The 17752-nt window shown below is 67.2% G+C and carries 18 protein-coding genes; 1 reads left to right on the top strand and 17 read right to left on the bottom strand.

Annotated elements, in window-relative coordinates; translation table 11 throughout:
* Window positions 1-351 precede the first annotated feature (351 nt).
* Window positions 352-1614, bottom strand: a complete 1263-nt coding sequence (murA, locus tag HCA44_RS16985; protein WP_169650478.1) for a UDP-N-acetylglucosamine 1-carboxyvinyltransferase — start codon at window positions 1612-1614, stop codon at window positions 352-354.
* Between the two features lie 54 nt (window positions 1615-1668).
* Here murA and HCA44_RS16980 point away from each other — a divergent pair, with 54 nt between their 5' ends.
* Window positions 1669-2244 carry a cob(I)yrinic acid a,c-diamide adenosyltransferase gene (locus tag HCA44_RS16980; RefSeq protein WP_169650476.1) on the top strand — a complete coding sequence of 192 codons (576 nt, stop codon included), beginning with the start codon at window positions 1669-1671 and terminating at the stop codon, window positions 2242-2244.
* A gap of 77 nt (window positions 2245-2321) precedes the next feature.
* Here the strand turns inward: HCA44_RS16980 and HCA44_RS16975 are convergent, their stop codons facing one another.
* The 16 genes from HCA44_RS16975 to rho all read right to left on the bottom strand — a co-directional run bounded on the left by HCA44_RS16975 (window position 2322) and on the right by rho (window position 17420).
* A complete protein-coding gene (locus HCA44_RS16975) occupies window positions 2322-2744 on the bottom strand; it encodes a DUF2550 domain-containing protein (protein ID WP_169650508.1) in 423 nt (140 codons plus the stop codon).
* A gap of 44 nt (window positions 2745-2788) precedes the next feature.
* Window positions 2789-3157: a F0F1 ATP synthase subunit epsilon gene (locus HCA44_RS16970; protein ID WP_169650474.1), complete on the bottom strand. Its 369-nt coding sequence runs from the start codon at window positions 3155-3157 to the stop codon at window positions 2789-2791.
* Window positions 3158-3163: 6 nt separating this feature from the next.
* Entirely contained in the window at window positions 3164-4612 is a 1449-nt protein-coding gene (atpD, locus tag HCA44_RS16965; protein WP_169650472.1) for a F0F1 ATP synthase subunit beta, read from the bottom strand.
* Window positions 4613-4615: 3 nt separating this feature from the next.
* Window positions 4616-5593 (bottom strand): F0F1 ATP synthase subunit gamma, encoded by a 978-nt coding sequence (locus HCA44_RS16960; protein ID WP_169650470.1) that lies wholly within the window; start codon window positions 5591-5593, stop codon window positions 4616-4618.
* A gap of 48 nt (window positions 5594-5641) precedes the next feature.
* The gene (atpA, locus tag HCA44_RS16955; RefSeq protein WP_169650468.1) at window positions 5642-7285 is read right to left on the bottom strand and encodes a F0F1 ATP synthase subunit alpha; all 1644 of its coding nucleotides are present in this window, start codon (window positions 7283-7285) and stop codon (window positions 5642-5644) included.
* 59 nt (window positions 7286-7344) lie between these two features.
* Entirely contained in the window at window positions 7345-8172 is an 828-nt protein-coding gene (locus HCA44_RS16950) for a F0F1 ATP synthase subunit delta (RefSeq protein ID WP_169650466.1), read from the bottom strand.
* Window positions 8173-8177: 5 nt separating this feature from the next.
* Window positions 8178-8744, bottom strand: a complete 567-nt coding sequence (locus HCA44_RS16945; protein WP_169650464.1) for a F0F1 ATP synthase subunit B — start codon at window positions 8742-8744, stop codon at window positions 8178-8180.
* 12 nt (window positions 8745-8756) lie between these two features.
* The gene (locus HCA44_RS16940; protein WP_169650462.1) at window positions 8757-8999 is read right to left on the bottom strand and encodes an ATP synthase F0 subunit C; all 243 of its coding nucleotides are present in this window, start codon (window positions 8997-8999) and stop codon (window positions 8757-8759) included.
* Window positions 9000-9081: 82 nt separating this feature from the next.
* Window positions 9082-9858: a F0F1 ATP synthase subunit A gene (gene atpB, locus HCA44_RS16935; protein WP_206038267.1), complete on the bottom strand. Its 777-nt coding sequence runs from the start codon at window positions 9856-9858 to the stop codon at window positions 9082-9084.
* A 336-nt stretch (window positions 9859-10194) separates the two neighbouring features.
* Window positions 10195-10611 (bottom strand): hypothetical protein, encoded by a 417-nt coding sequence (locus HCA44_RS16930; protein WP_169650507.1) that lies wholly within the window; start codon window positions 10609-10611, stop codon window positions 10195-10197.
* A 128-nt stretch (window positions 10612-10739) separates the two neighbouring features.
* Window positions 10740-12074, bottom strand: a complete 1335-nt coding sequence (locus tag HCA44_RS16925) for an MraY family glycosyltransferase (RefSeq protein WP_169650506.1) — start codon at window positions 12072-12074, stop codon at window positions 10740-10742.
* A 55-nt stretch (window positions 12075-12129) separates the two neighbouring features.
* Window positions 12130-12795 carry an L-threonylcarbamoyladenylate synthase gene (locus HCA44_RS16920; RefSeq protein ID WP_169650459.1) on the bottom strand — a complete coding sequence of 222 codons (666 nt, stop codon included), beginning with the start codon at window positions 12793-12795 and terminating at the stop codon, window positions 12130-12132.
* Window positions 12792-13736 carry a peptide chain release factor N(5)-glutamine methyltransferase gene (gene prmC, locus HCA44_RS16915; RefSeq protein ID WP_169650457.1) on the bottom strand — a complete coding sequence of 315 codons (945 nt, stop codon included), beginning with the start codon at window positions 13734-13736 and terminating at the stop codon, window positions 12792-12794. The genes HCA44_RS16920 and prmC overlap by 4 nt, the downstream gene beginning before the upstream one ends.
* Window positions 13737-13738: 2 nt before the next feature.
* Window positions 13739-14818, bottom strand: a complete 1080-nt coding sequence (gene prfA / locus HCA44_RS16910; protein WP_169650456.1) for a peptide chain release factor 1 — start codon at window positions 14816-14818, stop codon at window positions 13739-13741.
* A gap of 148 nt (window positions 14819-14966) precedes the next feature.
* Window positions 14967-15224 (bottom strand): 50S ribosomal protein L31, encoded by a 258-nt coding sequence (gene rpmE / locus HCA44_RS16905; protein ID WP_169650454.1) that lies wholly within the window; start codon window positions 15222-15224, stop codon window positions 14967-14969.
* Between the two features lie 180 nt (window positions 15225-15404).
* A complete protein-coding gene (gene rho / locus HCA44_RS16900; RefSeq protein ID WP_169650452.1) occupies window positions 15405-17420 on the bottom strand; it encodes a transcription termination factor Rho in 2016 nt (671 codons plus the stop codon).
* Window positions 17421-17752: the final 332 nt, after the last annotated feature.

Genomic DNA, 17752 nt, shown 5'->3' with positions numbered 1-17752 from the left:
ACCATCACCACACAAAGCAGATCCGGGGCAACCGTTCCAACTTATCCCATCCGGGCCAGACTCGCAACTAGGCGAATCCTGTCTTGCTCGGAGTCGGAGCAACCACTCTACACGAGATCGGATCTCCGGGGAACCGCCAGGCGCCTTCGTCCAACCTCGTTGCTCACCGGCGGGGCCGGGAGTCGGTGTCCGTGTCGCTCTGACTTGCAATAAGTTACGGGAGGTTTCCGCGGATTCCAAATCCGCAGGTCATCGCGTCGCGGTGCCACGAAGCTACAGGTCATCGCGGTGTAAACAGACGACGCGACCGCAGAATGCGGTCGCGTCGCGTCTGTGATGCCGGTCACCGACTCAGCTGGCGGTGCCGACCCGTTCGATCTGTCCACCGAGGCCCTGCAGGTTCTCGACGAACCGGGGATACCCGCGGTCGATGTGGTAGACGTCGTGCACCTCGGTGACCCCTTCGGCGCACAGGCCTGCGAGGACCAGGCCCGCGCCGGCGCGGATGTCCGACGACCAGACGGGCGCGCTGGACAGTCGGGGGATTCCTCGCACCACGGCGTGATGGCCGTCGGTGCGGGCGTCGGCGCCCAGCCGAATCATCTCTTCGACGAATCGGAAGCGCGCCTCGAACACGTTTTCCGTGATCATCGACGTGCCGTCGGCCACCGCGGCAAGACCGATCGCCATCGGCTGCAGGTCCGTGGGAAAGCCGGGGAACGGCAGGGTCGCGAAGTTGACGGCCTGCGGACGCTCCCGCTGCAGTACCCGGAACCCGTTCGGCTCCGGCGTGACTTCGGCACCCGCGGCCCGCAGTTTGTCGAGTACCAGTCCGAGATGCTTCGGATTGACACCTTCGACCCGGACATCGCCCCGCGTCATGGATGCTGCGATCCCCCATGTCGCGGCGACGATGCGGTCGCCGATCACGCGGTGGGTAGTGGGCTGCAGTCGTTCGACGCCCTCGATGGTGAGCGTCGAGGTGCCCGCGCCGTCGATATGCGCGCCCATCCGGACGAGCATGTTGCACAGATCGACGATCTCGGGTTCGCGCGCCGCGTTGTCGATGACCGTCTCGCCCTTGGCGAGGACCGCGGCCATCAGAATGTTCTCGGTGGCGCCCACCGACGGAAAGGCCAACCGGATGTTGGCACCGTTGAGGTCCTCGGCGCGTGCCACGACGCACCCGTGCTCGATCGTGCTGTCGGCACCGAGGAGTTGGAGTCCGGATTGGTGCATGTCGAGCGGGCGCGACCCGATCGCATCGCCGCCCGGCAGCGCGACGACGGCCTGGCGGCACCGCGCGACGAGCGGGCCGAGCACACACACCGACGCGCGGAACTGCCGTACCGCCGCGAAGTCGGCGTGGTACTTCGGTTCGGCAGGAGTCGTGATCGCCACCGACGAATCGGTCAGTTCGACTTCGCAGCCCAGGCCGCGCAGGACGTCCGCCATCAGCGGGACGTCCAGGATGTCGGGGCAGTTGGTCACCACGGTCGTGCCCTCGGCGAGGAGGGCCGCCGCCATCAGCTTCAGCACGCTGTTCTTGGCGCCGCCGACCCCCACTACTCCTTCGAGCCGGCTACCGCCGGTGACCAGAAAGCGCTCGCTCACGGTTCACAGCCTAGAACCCCTTGGGGCCTTCGTGCCGAGCGGTACCGTGACGGCATGGCAGTGCACTTGACAAAGATCTACACCCGGACCGGCGACGACGGTACGACCGGGCTCAGCGACTTCTCGCGCGTGTCCAAGAACGATCCGCGGCTGGCAGCGTACGCGGACTGCGACGAGGCGAATGCGGCGATCGGCATCGCCCTCGCGACGACAGACGTGCCGGAACGGATGTACTCGGTGCTGCGCCAGGTCCAAAACGATCTCTTCGACGCGGGCGCAGATCTGTCGACCCCGGTGGTGGCCGACCCCAAGTACCCACCGCTGCGCATCACACAGTCGTACATCGACCGGTTGGAGACCTGGTGCGACGAGTTCAATGCGGAACTCGAGCCGCTCAATTCGTTCATCCTGCCCGGCGGCACTCCCCTCGCGGCGCACCTGCACGTGGCGCGCACGGTCGCCCGGCGTGCCGAACGGTCCGCGTGGGCTGCGGTCGACGCACGACCAGACGACACGAACGCATTGCCGGCGAAGTACCTGAACCGGCTGTCGGATCTGTTGTTCGTGCTGGGCCGGATCGCGAATCCCGAGGGGGACGTCCTCTGGGAGCCCGGAGCGGGACGCGACTAGAAAACGCAAGGGCGGGACGCGACTGGAAAACGCAGCGCGGGACGCGACTGGAGAATGCAGCGCGGAAGTGGCGGCCGTCAGAACCGTTTGCGACGCATCGAGCGTCCTGACGGCCGCGCTTCGACCCACGACAGGAATGCGGTGAGCGCTCCCCCGTCGAGAGCGAACTCGTAGTTCTGGACGCCGTCGGACACTTCGAGGATCGCGATGTCCTCGGTCATGATGTCGAACTCGTTGCCCTTCGGGGCGCGTCGAGCGCCGAGTTCGATGTCCCGGCGAGCGAATTTGGTGTCGGGCCCCGGCTTGAGGCTCGACAGCTTGTAGAAGACCAGTGCGCTCTCGCCGTAGCACATGATCCCGTGACGCCAACCTGCTCCGGGAGCGGCAGGCAAGGTCCGTACGATCGCCGCGGTGCCACCGCGGTGCAGAACGCGCAGACGATACAGAAACGCCGCGACGGCGGCCGCGAGCAGCACAACCAGAATGATCAGCAGAATCATTCCGATCGTCACTGCTCGTCGGCCTCCGTCGCGGCGTTCTCTGACTAACCGCGCTCTACCGCGCGAAGGCGACCCTTGGCGGCGGCGAGCGCCTCCTCGTCGTCTCCGCCACGTGCGAGCACCGCTTTGGCTTCCTCGACGTCGATGTCGGACGCGAGCTCCGCCGATTCGGCGAGCACCGTGACGCTGTTCGCGGTGACGGAGAGAAACCCTCCGTGCACGGCGGCAACGATGCGCTCGCCTTCGTCGGACGTGATCGCAACGACGCCCGCTTCGACCAGCTGACCGAGCACGGGCTCGTGACCGGGCATGATGCCGATCTCGCCCTCGGTGGTCTGAGCGCTGACGAGTGTCGCCTTGCCCGACCACAGCCGCTGCTCGACAGCGACGAGGTCTACGGTCATCTCAGCCATGGTCGACTACTTTCCGGCGATCTTCTTGGCCGCGGCCTCGACGTCGTCGAGTCCGCCGAGGCTGTTGAACGCCTGCTCGGGGAAGTGGTCGAACTCGCCCTTGCATACGCGGTCGAAGGCCTCGATCGTGTCGCGCAGCGGCACGACCGAACCGGGCTGGCCGGTGAACTTCTCGGCGACGATGAAGTTCTGGCCGAGGAAGCGCTGCAGACGGCGGGCGCGACCGACGAGGACCTTGTCCTCCTCGGAGAGCTCGTCCATGCCGAGGATGGCGATGATGTCCTGCAGTTCCTTGTACTTCTGCAGGATCCGCTTGACCTCGTTCGCGACACGGAAGTGCTCGTCGCCCACGATGCCCGGCTCGAGGATGCGCGACGTCGACGTCAGCGGGTCGACGGCGGGGTAGATACCCATCTGCGAGATCGGACGCGAGAGCTCGGTGGTGGCATCGAGGTGCGCGAAGGTGGTCGCAGGCGCCGGGTCGGTGTAGTCGTCGGCGGGGACGTAGATCGCCTGCAGCGAGGTGATCGAACGGCCACGGGTCGAGGTGATGCGTTCCTGGAGCTCACCCATCTCGTCCGCCAGCGTGGGCTGGTAACCGACGGCCGAAGGCATACGACCCAGCAGGGTCGAGACCTCGGAGCCCGCCTGCGTGAAGCGGAAGATGTTGTCGATGAACAGCAGGACGTCCTGGCCCTGGACATCGCGGAAGTACTCCGCCATGGTCAGCGCGGACAGGGCGACGCGCATACGCGTTCCCGGCGGCTCGTCCATCTGACCGAAGACGAGGGCCGTGTCCTGGAGGACGCCCATCTCTTCCATCTCGAGGTGGAGGTCGGTGCCCTCACGCGTGCGCTCGCCGACGCCGGCGAACACCGACGTGCCGGAGAACTCACGGGCGATACGGGTGATCATCTCCTGGATCAGAACGGTCTTGCCGACACCGGCACCACCGAACAGACCGATCTTGCCGCCCTTGACGTACGGGGTCAGCAGGTCGATGACCTTGATGCCGGTCTCGAGGATCTCGGTCTTGCCCTCGAGCTGGTCGAAGGCCGGCGGCTTGCGGTGGATGCCCCACTGCTCGCCGTCGCGACCGGTGCCCGGAGCGTCGAGGCAGTCGCCAAGCGCGTTGAACACGTGGCCCTTGACGACGTCGCCGACGGGGACCGAGATCGGCCTGCCGCTGTCGACGACGCTGGCGCCACGCACGAGACCGTCGGTCGGCTGCATCGAGATCGTGCGCACGAGGTTGTCGCCCAGGTGCTGCGCGACCTCGAGCGTCAGTGTCTTGGCCACGGACGCGAGGGTGACCTCTGCGCTGAGGGCGTTGAAGAGCTCGGGCACGGCCCCGCGCGGGAATTCAACGTCCACGACGGGACCGATCACCCGCACGACGCGGCCGGCGAGCGTGCCCGCTCCCGCCGCGTTGTTTTCGGTTACTGCTGCGGTCATTGTCTAGTCACTTCCTGCGCTCGAGGCCAGCGCGTTCGCGCCGCCGACGATCTCGCTGATTTCCTGGGTGATCTGGGCCTGGCGAGCCTGGTTGGCCTGTCGACTCAACGTGTTCACCAGTTCGTTTGCGTTGTCCGTCGCGGCCTTCATAGCGGTACGACGGGCCGCGTGCTCGGACGCTGCGGCGTCGAGGAGCGACGAGTAGATGCGCGTGTTGACGTACTTCGGAAGCAGCGCACCGAGCAGCTTGTCGGCCTCGGGCTCGAAGTTGTAGTCCGCGACCGGTCCGCTGTCGGGCTTGGCGACCGCATCGGTGAGCATGTCGTCGAGCTCGATGTTCTCGACCTCGACCGAGACCTCGAGGGGTGCCATCCGGCGAACCTCGGGGCGCTGGGTGAGCATCGAGACGAACCGTGTGTAGACGATGTGCAGCTCGTCGACGCCTTCGATCGTGCCCTCGCCGTTCGGCGCGGGAACCTCCGCGCCGGAACCGGCCATGAACAGCTCGACCAGGTGACTCGCCGCTTTCGCCGCGTCCGCGTAGCGCGGCTCCTGCGAGAAGCCCGTCCACGCGCCGCCGAGAGGACGGCTGCGGAACGTGTAGTAACCCAGCCCCTTGTTGCCGAGGACGTAGGGCACCGGTTCCTTGCCCTCGCTGCGGAGCAGCTGGTACAGCTCCTCGGCTTCCTTCAGCACGTTCGCGTTGTACGCGCCGCACTGGCCGCTGTCGCTGGTGACGACCAGCACCGCAGCGCGCTTGGGGTGAGGGCGCTCGTTGAGCAGCGGGTGATCGAGAGCCGACGACGCACTCGCGAGCTCGGTGAGGACCTTCGTGATCTCCTCGGCGTACGGCTTGGACGCCGCCACACGGGCCTGGGCCTTGGTGATGCGGGACGCCGCGATCAGTTCCTGCGCCTTGGTGATCTTCTTGGTCGAGTTGACCGACTTGATGCGCGATCGCAGTTCACGAATGCTGGCCATCGATCGATCACTCTCCCTTCGTCTGTCGCAGTGTCAGGACCCGGTGGCTCACTTGTTGACGGTCTTCCGCTTGACGGTGACCTGCTCCTGGCCGACCTCGTCGGCGTTCAGGGCGTCGGCCTCCGCCTCGTTGACCACGCGCGAACCGTCGGACGCGAGGAAGCCCTGCTTGAACTTCTCGGTCGCCTCGGTGAGCGCCTTCTGGTTCTCCTCGTCGAGGACCTTGCCGCCCGCGATCGAGTCGAACACACCCGACGCATTGCGGTGCAGGTCGTCGAGGAGCTCGGCCTCGAAGCGGCGGACGTCGCCCACCGGAACCGAGTCGAAGACGCCCTGGCCTGCGAGCCAGATCGACACGATCTGGTCCTCGACGGGCACCGGTGAGAACTGGTCCTGCTTGAGCAGCTCGGTGAGGCGTGCGCCGCGGTCGAGCTGAGCCTTCGAGGCAGCATCGAGGTCGGACGCGAACGCGGAGAACGCTTCGAGCTCACGGAACTGGGCCAGTTCGAGACGCAGCGAACCGGAGACCTTCTTCATGCCCTTGGTCTGCGCGGCACCACCGACACGGGAGACCGAGATACCGACGTTGATGGCCGGGCGGACACCCTGGTTGAACAGATCGGACTCGAGGAAGACCTGGCCGTCGGTGATCGAGATGACGTTGGTCGGGATGTACGCCGAGACGTCGTTGGCCTTGGTCTCGATGATCGGCAGACCGGTCATCGAACCCGCGCCGAGCTCGTCGGACAGCTTCGCGCAACGCTCGAGCAGACGCGAGTGCAGGTAGAAGACGTCGCCGGGGTATGCCTCGCGGCCCGGCGGACGGCGCAGCAGCAGCGAGATGGCGCGGTACGCCTCGGCCTGCTTGGTGAGGTCGTCGAACACGATCAGGACATGCTTGCCCTGGTACATCCAGTGCTGGCCGATGGCGGAACCCGTGTAGGGAGCGAGCCACTTGAAGCCCGCGGAATCCGAGGCAGGCGCCGCGACAATGGTGGTGTACTCGAGCGCGCCCGCTTCTTCGAGGGACTGCTTGACGCCCGCGATGGTCGAACCCTTCTGACCGATCGCGACGTAGATGCAGCGCACCTGCTTGGTGGGGTCGCCCGATTCCCAGTTCGCCTTCTGGTTCAGGATCGTGTCGATGCACACGGCCGTCTTGCCGGTCTTGCGGTCGCCGATGACGAGCTGACGCTGGCCACGACCGATCGGGGTCATCGCGTCGATGGCCTTGATACCGGTCTGCATCGGCTCCTCGACGGGCTGGCGCTCGAGCACCGAGGCCGCCTGCAGCTCGAGAGCGCGGGTCTCGTCGGACTCGATGTCGCCCAGGCCGTCGATCGGCTGACCGAGCGGGTTGACGACGCGGCCCAGGAAGCCGTCGCCGACCGGGACGGACAGGACGTCGCCGGTGCGCTTGACTTCCTGACCCTCTGCGATGGTCTCGTAGTCACCCAGGATCACGGTGCCGATCTCGGTGGCCTCGAGGTTGAGCGCCACACCGAGGACGCCACCCGGGAACTCGAGCAGCTCGTTGGCCATTGCCGAAGGCAGGCCACTGACATGCGCGATGCCGTCACTGGTGTCGGTCACCACGCCGACCTCCTCGCGGGAGGCCTCCGGTGAGTAGCTCGAGGTGTAATTGTCGATCGCGCTACGGATCTCGTCGGAGGAGATCGTCAGCTCCGCCATGTTCTTCCTGCTCTCGGGTCTGGTCTTCGAAAAGATCTGGGGAATATGTACTGTGCGGACTACTTGAGCGTCTTCCGCAGTGCCGCAAGCCTTCCGGCGGCGCTGCCGTCGATCACCTCGTCGCCCACCCGGACGACCATGCCGCCGAGGAGCTCGCGATCCACTTCCACGTGGACCGTGACCGACTTGCGGTAGAGGCTGGTGAGCTTCGCCGCCAGCCGCTCCTTCTGCTCCGATGTCAGCGCGGACGCGCTCGTCACCTTCGCCACGACGCTTTCGCGCCGTTCCGCTGCGAGGTTCGACAGTTCGTCGAACGCATCGGCGGGGGCCGTCTTCTTCAGCCGGCCGACGGCCTGCACGGCGAGAGCCTCGGTAACGGCGGTGACCTTGCCGTACAGGAGCGACGTGAGCAGCTCCCGCTTGCGACGCTCGGACGCGGCACGATCGGAGAGCGCCTGCTCGAGTTCCGGGTTGCCTGCCGCGATCCGTCCGAGCCGGAACAGCTCGTCCTCGACGGTGTCGAGCTGTTCCTGGTCGGCGGCCGCCCTCAACAGCGATTCCCGGCCGAGGAGCACGAGCGAGTCGAGCAGGTCGCGAGGCGCGGACCAGTCCTGGCCCGCCGCTGCGGTGACGGTGGCGAGTGCCTGGTCGGAGACCTTGTCACCGAACACCTGCTGGGCCAGCCCGGTGCGGGCTGCCTCGGGCGTCGAGTTGTCGGCCAGCGCGGCACGCAGGCCGCGCTCGGAGTCGAGCGTGTCGACGATCGAGAACAGGTCCGCCCCTGTCTGTGCAGCCGCAGCCGTGGCCGCGCCTGCCGAGACGGATTCCATGGCCGACGCCAACGCAGCACGAGTCTGCGTCAGCGCCTCACGGCTCGCTGCGTACATGGGCCTCACTTCCCTGCGGATGTCTTGGCGTCGACGGAGTCGAGCTCGTCGAGGAAGCGGTCGATCGAGCCTGCACGCTTCACGTCGTCGGAGAGGGACTCGCCGATGACCTTCTCGGCGAGGTCGACCGCGGTGCGGCCGAGATCGCTCCGCAGCTCGGTGACGATCTGCTGACGCTGGGCGGCGAGCTGGGTGTGACCTGCGGTCACGATCCGGTCGCTCTCCTCCTGCGCCTGTGCCTTCATCTCGTTGATGATCTGCTGCCCCTGGTTGCGCGCGTCCTCGCGGATCTGCGCAGCCTCGGTGCGAGCCTCAGCGAGTTGGGCGCGGTACTGCTCGAGTGCCGCCTGGGCCTCGGCCTGGGCCTCTTCGGCCCGCTTGATTCCGCCGTCGATCTGCTCGGTGCGCTCGGCGAGAACCTTCTGCGCCATCGGAAGCACGAACTTCCAGAAGACGAAGCCGACGATGACCAGGCAGACGATCGACCAGACGATGTCGTATGTCTCGGGGATCAGAGGATTGTGGGTTTCTCCACCTTCCTCTGCCGCGAGAAGTGCGATGTTTGCTGCCATGTCGATGATCTCTTAGAAAATGAAGCCGGCGACGAGGCCGATGAGGGCGAGTGCCTCGGTGAACGCGATACCGAGGAACATCGTCGTGCGGACCTGACCGGCCATCTCGGGCTGGCGGACCATGCCTTCGATCGCCTTACCGACGACGATACCGATACCGACGCCCGGACCGATCGCAGCGAGGCCGTAGCCGATCGCGCCGTAACCCTTGGCAGTGGTCTCCACCGCTTCCTGTGCCAGGTATGCGAGGCTCATGGTTTATTCCCTTTCTGTTGACCCCTGCCGGCGATCGGCGCGAGGTGCAGTTCTTGGTGTTGCTGGTCGGAAAGACGTTCGGTCAGTGCGAGTCCGCGTGCAGTGCGGTGTCGATGTACACGCACGTCAGCAACGCGAACACGTACGCCTGCAGGAAGATCACCAGCAGTTCGAAGAACGTGAAGGCGACACCCGCGAGGAGCGACGCAGCACCGAACACAGCGGTGAAGTTGCCTGCGTCGAAGAAGAAGTACCAGGTGGCACTGAAGAACAGCACCAGCAGGATGTGACCGGCGAGCATGTTGGCCATGAGTCGGACCATGAGCGTGAACGGCCGGAGCACGAACGTGGAGATGAACTCGATCGGCACGAGCAGGAAGTGCATCGGGAGCGGGACACCCGGCACGACGACGCTGCTCTTGACGTACTTGAAGAAGCCGTACTTCTTGATGCCGACGTAGTTGAACACGATGTACGCGAGCGCTGCGAGCACGAGCGGCATCGCGATACGTCCATTGGACGAGATGTTCAGGAACGGGATGATGCCCGAGATGTTCGTCGCGAGGACAACGAAGAAGATCGTCGCGATGACCGGGAGGAATCGACGGCCCTGTTCCTTGCCGAGGGTTTCCTCGGCGATGTTGACGCGCACGAAGTCGATCGCCATCTCGCCGGCGTTCTGCAGGCCGCGTGGCACGATCTTCGGGCTCCGCATCGCAACGACGAAGAACAGCGTCACGACGGCGCACATCAGGATGCGGATCAGGACGAGCCGATCGAGCTCGAAGGCAGTTCCCTCGAACAGCACCGCGGGTGGATAGAAATCGTCTAGTGACGGCGGATGGAACTCCGCGGCCATGGTGGTGACGCTCAGCGGTCTCTCCCGTAGTCGGTCCGCGTGGGAACCCCGCGCGGTTCGATCGGACATTGACGATCAACAAGCCGACAAGATCGACTCGCGTATTCGTCAGCGCTGAAGACCAGTGGAACGGCCCGGGCAACTCGCCCAGCGTCTGTCGGTGTCGGCGACTCTCGTCGACTCGGCGGCTCCGTGGAGCCACCTGCGATTCACTTCCGCGGCGGCCTGACCAGGCCTACCGCACAGTCGTGTTCGCTTGGCCCAGACCCTATCAAGACATCTACGACATTGTGTAGACGGGGTCTGGTGAACAGCGGTTTACCTGCGTCGTCGGTGCTACTTTCCGTCGGGGTCGGCGTCGCCGGTGGTGGCGCCCGGCTCGACATAGGGAGCCTTCGTGCCGAGCACACCGTACGTCTCGGCACCGAGCACGAGCACGAGCGCTGCGATGACGACGCCGACCAGCATGCCGCGGCTGTAGAAGGTGAGCGGGTCGAGCAGGGCGAGCACCGCGATCGCGAGGATCATCTTGAGCAACCACGTGCCGAGCAGTACCGCGCCCGCGGTGAGCGCGGGCAGCTTGGCGGTGAGCAGGACACCGAGCGCCGTGAAGAGGATGAAGCCGCCACCGACGGCGGCGCCGAGCAGCGCGCCCCACACCCCTGCGAGGCCCGCCACGAGTGCGCCGATCGCCGAACCGACGACCGCGAGCGCCACGAGTCCGAGCGCGCCGTAGCGCACCGCGGCACGCATCGCCGCTGTGGGGTCGACGAGGGACGCGGCGGGCTGATTCGGTGAAGTCACGATGCCCAAGGGTAGCCGATGTCCGATTCGGTCCCCGTCAGCGCTGGTCAGCGTCACCACACCGGTCGGGCACCCGTTCAGTTCCGGTCCTGCTTGCCCGCGTCGGCGTCCGGGTCCGGCCGCAGCGACGGCACCGCGGTGACCACGAGCGCGAAGACGAGACCGCCGGCGAGTAGCAGCACGACCGCACGCCGGTCGAACAATGCCGTGCCGACGGCACCGAACGCGAGGATGCCGACCCACAGGTAGATCAGCAGGACCACGCGGCGGTGCGAGTGCCCGATCTGGAGCAAACGATGGTGTAGATGCATCTTGTCCGGGCTGAATGGGCTCACGCCTGCGCGCGTACGCCGCACGATCGCGAGCAACAGGTCGAGTATCGGCACGAACATGACCGCGCCGACGAGCAGCAGCGGTGACACGAGACCGAGGAGGTCCCGGCTGCCGTACGCGGTGAGTGGGATACGGCCCGACGCACTCGTCGAAATGGCCGCGAGCATCAGACCGATCAGCATCGAGCCCGAATCGCCCATGAAGATCTTCGCCGGCTGGAAGTTGTGCGGGAGAAAACCGAGGCACGCGCCGGCGAGTGCCGCCGCGAGCAGCGCGGGCGGGTACACGCCGACATCGCCGCCCTGATCGTGGAGCAGACCCGCGGAGAACACGCAGATCGCGAGCGACGCGATGAGCCCGAGGCCCGCCGCGAGACCGTCGAGGCCGTCGACGAAGTTCATAGCGTTGATCATCACGACGGAGACCGCGATGGTCATGAGCCCGGCCTGTAGCTGGTCGAGCACGAGTGTCGTGCCACCGTTGCCGATCGGCAGGTAGATGATGAACCAGCTCACGCCCATCACGACGAGAATGCCGGCGGCGGTGACCTGCCCGACGAACTTGGTGAGGGCGTCGAGGCCCCAACGATCGTCGACGATGCCGACGAGCACGATCACGAAGCCCGCCACGAGCGCGGCGGGGATGTCGTTCGTGAACTCGAAACCGCGCGTGAGTGCAGGCAATTGGGTCGCGAACAGCAATGCGACCAGCATGCCCAGGTACATGCCGGTGCCGCCGAGCCGCGGTGTGGGCGCGACGTGGACGTCGCGATCACGCGGTACCGCCACCGCACCGAACCGAATCGCNGCGACCAGCATGCCCAGGTACATGCCGGTGCCGCCGAGCCGCGGTGTGGGCGCGACGTGGACGTCGCGATCACGCGGTACCGCCACCGCACCGAACCGAATCGCGAGCGTGCGCACCGCGCCCGTCGCGAGATAGGTGACGACCGCGGCGGTGAACAGGACGAGCAGCAGCTCGCGGATCGGAACCCCTGCTCCCCCACCGCTCGTGGTGGCCTGCGCGTAGAGCGAGACAGCGGTCGGGAGCGCCTCGGGGGTGCTCGGGTACGCCGCCATCACCTCGCTGACGCTACCCCGGCCCGCACCCGATCACGATGTCGCGACGCGGGGGTCATGGCGCGTTCTCGCCCAGCAGGTCGGCGGGCGAGGTGCCCAGGACGTCGGCGACGTCCTCGGTCGCGACCGCGCCCGCTCGAAGGATGCGCGGCGTGGGCGACGTGAGATCGACGATCGTCGAGGCCTGCCCCTTGGTGGCCGGACCGCCGTCGAGGTAGACGGACACCGAGCCGCCGAGTTGCTCGCGGGCTTGGGAGGCTGTGGTCGCGGGCGGCTGCCCGGACACATTGGCGCTCGAGACCGCCATCGGCCCGACCTCCCGCAGCAGTTCGAGCGCGACGGGGTGCAACGGCATGCGCAACATGACCGATCCCCGTGTGTCGCCGAGATCCCATGCGAGCGACGGTGCCTGCTCGACGACGATGCTCAGGCCGCCCGGCCAGAACGCGCGGATGAGGTCGCGGGCCTGCGGCCGGACGCTGTACACGAGACCGTCGATCGTGTTCCACGACCCGACGAGCACCGGCACCGGCATGTCGCGTCCGCGGCCCTTGGCGCGCAGGAGGCTCGCGACGGCTTCACCGTCGAAGGCGTCGGCGCCGAGGCCGTACACGGTGTCGGTGGGCAGCACCACGAGCCTGCCCGCCTTGAGCGCGTTCTTCGCCGACGCCATGCCCGCTTCCCGGGTCTCGGGGGTGCCGCAGTCGTACACAGTGCTCACGACTTCATCCTTCCATCTCGCGCGGCCGGCGCGGTACCGCGGGCCGCGAGGCGCTGGGCCTCGACCGCGGTCGCGACGCGGTGCGCCACGACGAAACGATCTCGACCTGCCAGGTCCTTGTGTTCGGCGACGTCTCCGAAGACCCGCCGCGCGGCGAACAGTGCGGCCACGCCGTCGCCGTTCGAGTCGTCGTGTTCGACCCCCGCCGCGCCACCGATCCGCAGCCATCGCGCGATGTTCGAGATCATCGGCTTCACTACGGAGAGGCCGTCCGGTCCGCCGAAGAGCGCGAGATGCGGGTCGTGGTCGCTCACCTCCGGCTCGAGCTCGACGCCTTCGGGAATGTAGGGCGGATTCGCGACGACGAGATCGACCTCGCCTTCGAGCGCCGGCAGCAACGCCCGGTCGGTGACGTCGCCGTGGTGCAACCGGATCGGGGTGTCCCCCGCTGCTTCGCGGGTGCGCGCGTTGCGACGGGCCCACACGAGCGCGTCGTTGTCGAGTTCGACGGCGTGGACCTCGGCATCGGGGCGCGCCGCGGCGATCGCGAGCGCGAGCGCACCCGAACCGGTGCACAGGTCGAGGACCACGGGCGCGTGCCGTGGGTAGCTTTCGAGGAAGGCGAGCGCCCACGCGAGGAGGAACTCGGTTTCCGGCCTCGGCACGAAGACGCCGGGGCCGACCGCGATCTCGATCTCGCCCATGTACGCGGAGCCGAGGATGTGTTGCAGCGGCTCGCGCTTCGCACGACGCTCGACGAGGCCGCGAAAATCGTCGATCACGTCGTCGTCGACGAGCGGGACGAGTGCGAGGCGTGTGCGCTCGATGCCGAGCAGGTGTGCCGCGAGGAACTCCGCGTCGGCGCGAGGTGCCGACACACCTGCCGCCGCGAGAGTCGACGTCGCCTCGGCCAGTGCCAGACGAAGCGCTTGCCTGCCCACCGTTACTCCGCCGCCAGCCGCGCTTCGCGGTCCGCCTTGCCCAGCGCGTCGAGCAGCGGGTCCAGCTCCCCGTCGAGCACGGCATCGAGGTTGTGCGCCTTGAATCCGATGCGATGGTCGGTGATCCGGTTCTCCGGAAAGTTGTAGGTGCGAATCCGCTCGGAACGGTCGACCGTGCGGACCTGGCTCGCGCGGTCCGCCGACGCCTCGGCTTCCGCAGCCTCCTCGGCCGCCGCCTGCAAGCGTGCCGCGAGCACCTGCATCGCACGTGCCTTGTTCTGCAGCTGCGAGCGTTCGTTCTGGCACGTCACGACGATGCCGGTCGGCAGATGGGTGATGCGCACCGCCGAGTCGGTGGTGTTGACACCCTGGCCGCCTTTGCCCGACGAGCGGTATACGTCGATCCGGAGGTCGTTCTCGTCGACCTCGACCGCCTCGATCTCCTCGGGCTCGGGGTAGACGAACACGCCCGCGGCGGAGGTGTGGACACGCCCCTGCGACTCGGTGACCGGAACACGCTGGACGCGGTGGACGCCACCCTCGAACTTCAGGCGCGACCACACGCCGTCGCGCGCGTCGCCGCGCGCGGTGACCGCGAGCGTCGCGTCCTTGTAGCCGCCGAGATCGGAGACCGTTGCACCCAGCACCTCGACACGCCAGCCTTGGCGTTCGGCGTAGCGCGTGTACATGCGGACGAGGTCGGAGGCGAACAGCGCCGACTCCTCACCGCCTTCGCCCGACTTCACCTCGAGCACGATGTCGTCGCCGTCGTGCGGGTCCCGGGGAGCCAGCAGGTCGGCAAGTGCCGCGTCGAGTTCCTCCACGGTCGCCTCGAGCGAGCGCGCCTCCGCGGCGAAACTCACGTCGTCCTCGGCGAGTTCGCGGGCTGTCGCGAGATCGTCGCGGGCAGCGGTGAGCTTGGCGTGAGTAGCCATCACGGGAGCGAGCTCGGCGAAGCGTTTGCCGACGCGACGCGCCGCCGCGGGGTCGTCGTGCAGCGTCGGGTCGGCGAGCTGCTGCTCGAGACCCGCGTGCTCGGCGAGGACGTCGTCGATCGCCGACGGCTGCGTGTTTGCTGCCATGATTGCTCCACTCGTACGCGATGACCGATGCCTGCCGGCCCGGAACCGGACCCCGATCCGAAAAACCTACAGGCAGGTGCGGACACGCCGTCCGCACAAAAAAGCCGACGCCCGACCTACACGTGTAGGACGGGCGTCGGCGAAGCAGCTAGGAGTTCGTCGACTCCGCGCTGTCGGCCTTCTCGGCGCCCTTGCGGCCGCCGCGCTTGCCGTAGCGAGCCTCGAACCGAGCGACGCGTCCGCCGGTGTCGAGAATCTTCTGCTTGCCCGTGTAGAACGGGTGGCACTGCGAGCAGACCTCGACGTTGATGCGGCCGCCCTCGGCGGTGCTGCGGGTCTCGAACGTGTTTCCGCAACCACACACGACGGTCGTCGTGCCGTAGTCGGGGTGAATACCTGACTTCATGGTGTCCCTTTCGATGGCCGCCGGGTCGCCTTCGACCGTCGAAGACGTGAACCGGAACCGGACTCAGCAGTTCAGTATGCCATTCGCGCTGCGGGCGCCGGAAATCGCATACCGGTCGATCACACGCGATGCAACGGCGCGTGGCCCGGGATTGTTCCCGGTCCACGCGCCGCGCCGCGATCAGTCGTCGAGCGCGCCCGGCGCGGTCTTGGAGACCTGCATCAGGAACTCGACGTTGCTCTTGCTCTTCTTGAGTCGATCGACGAGGAGGTCGATCGCCTGGTGCGAATCGAGCCCCGACAGCACACGGCGAAGCTTGTGCACCACTGCGAACTCGTCGCCACTCATGAGCAGCTCGTCCTTGCGCGTGCTGGACGCGTTGACGTCGACGGCCGGGAAGACGCGCCGCTCGGCGATCTTGCGATCGAGCTTGAGCTCGGCGTTGCCGGTGCCCTTGAACTCCTCGAAGATGACCGTGTCGCCCGTCGAGCCCGTCTCGACCAGCGCGGACGCGATGATCGTGAGCGAACCACCGTTCTCGATGTTGCGGGCGGCGCCCAGGAATCGCTTGGGCGGGTACAGCGCGGTCGAGTCGACACCACCCGACAGGATGCGGCCGGACGCGGGCGAGCTGTTGTTGTATGCACGGCCGAGTCGAGTGATCGAGTCGAGCAGAACCACGACGTCCTGACCCGCCTCGACGAGTCGCTTCGCCCGCTCGATCGCGAGCTCGGCGACCGCCGTGTGGTCTGACGGCGGGCGGTCGAACGTGGACGCGATGACCTCGCCGTGCACCGAGCGCTGCATGTCGGTGACTTCCTCGGGCCGTTCGTCGACGAGGACGACCATGAGGTGGCACTCGGGGTTGTTGCGCGCGATCGCATTCGCAATGTCCTGAAGGACCGTCGTCTTGCCTGCCTTGGGCGGGCTGACGATCAGCGCACGCTGCCCCTTGCCGATCGGCATCACCAGGTCGATGACCCGCGTCGTGAGACGGTTGGGCTCGGTCTCGAGACGCAGTCGCTGGTTGGGGTACAGCGGGGTGAGCTTGTTGAACTCGGGTCGACGCTTGGCCGCGTCGACGTCGCCGCCGTTGACGGTGTCGATGCGCACGAGCGGGTTGAACTTCTGGCGCTGGTTGCCGCCGCCCTCACCTTCGCGCGGGACGCGCACGGCGCCGGTGATCGCGTCGCCGCGCCGCAGCCCGTTCTTGCGGATCAGGTTCATCGACACGTACACGTCGTTCGGACCAGGAAGGTAACCCGAGGTGCGCACGAACGCGTAGTTGTCGAGCACGTCCAGGATGCCGGCGACGGGCTGCAGGACGTCGTCCTCGCGGATCTCGACGTCGCCACCGCCGCCACCGTCGCGGTCGCGGCCACGGCGGCGCTCGCGAACCCGACGTCCGCGACGTCCGCGGCCACCGCCGCCGCCGTCGTCGTCGTGCCGCGAGTTGCCGCCGTGGCCACCCTGCTCGCCGTCGTTCTTCTGGCCGTCGTTCTTCTGGCCCTGACCGTCGCCCTGGTTCTGGCCGCCCTGGTTCTGGCCCTGGTTGTTCTGGTTGCGGCCTCGCCTGCCGCCATCGCGGCCCTCGCCGCGTGCATTTCGGCCGTCGCGCTTGCCGTCCTGCTTGTCGCCGTCGTTCTGCCTGCCCTCGTTCTGCTCAGGCTTCGCACTGTCGGGCTTCACACTGTCGGGCTTCGCGGTATCGGCCTTCCCGCCTGCGGCGTTCGAGGTCTCCGCATCACGATTCGCGCCGCGGCGCCCACGGCGGCGACCCTGTGCGCCGTCGTTCGACTGCGCCGGGTCGGGTGCCTGCGTCTGTGTCGGCGCGTCGGGTGCGGGCGCACTCGCGACCGGGGCCTCGGCGGCGGGGGCTGCGCTGGTCGCCTCGGTCTTCGACGCGCGGGTCCGTCGGGCAGGCGCGGCCTCCGCGGATCCGCCGCCGCCCTGACGCTCCTTGATCGCGGCGATCAGGTCGCCCTTGCGCATGCCGGACGTGCCCTTGATGCCCAGTTCGCCTGCGAGTGCGCGAAGCTCGGCGAGCACCATGCCGGACAGGCCACCACTGCGTCGCGCCTCGGCGCGCTTGGTGGCCGCGGTCACGGCTTTGGCAGAAGTCTGTGCGAGACCAGCGTCGTCGGCATTCGCAGAAGCCGCGTCCACTGGGCTGGTGATGAGTTCCGTATCGGTCACGGAGGTCCTTTCCTTCCCTCGCTGACCCGAGTGATGGGCCGAGGGTTCGTCCCGTAATCCGGTGGGGATTCCGGATCCGGATGTGCCGTACGTGTTTGCATTCGAGAAACTGTCGGCTGCCCGCCACACCACCCGAGAAGGTGGGTGTTCGAAATTCGGCACGGATCGAGTGCGGAAATTTCATGCCAGGAGCTGGAGAACCCCGCTCGTACTGGAGTAATGGCCCTGGTGAAGCACCGGCGTCTGATGCGCACGATGTACGGACATGGCCCAGAATAGCGACCCGAACGAAAACGGGCAAGGAGTGGTACGCGGGCGCGTCGTGCACGCCG

This window comes from Rhodococcus sp. HNM0569, assembly GCF_012726205.1.
GTDB lineage: Bacteria > Actinomycetota > Actinomycetes > Mycobacteriales > Mycobacteriaceae > Rhodococcus_F.
Note: the sequence above shows the minus strand (reverse complement) of the source record. Positions and strands in the feature narration are given on the sequence as shown.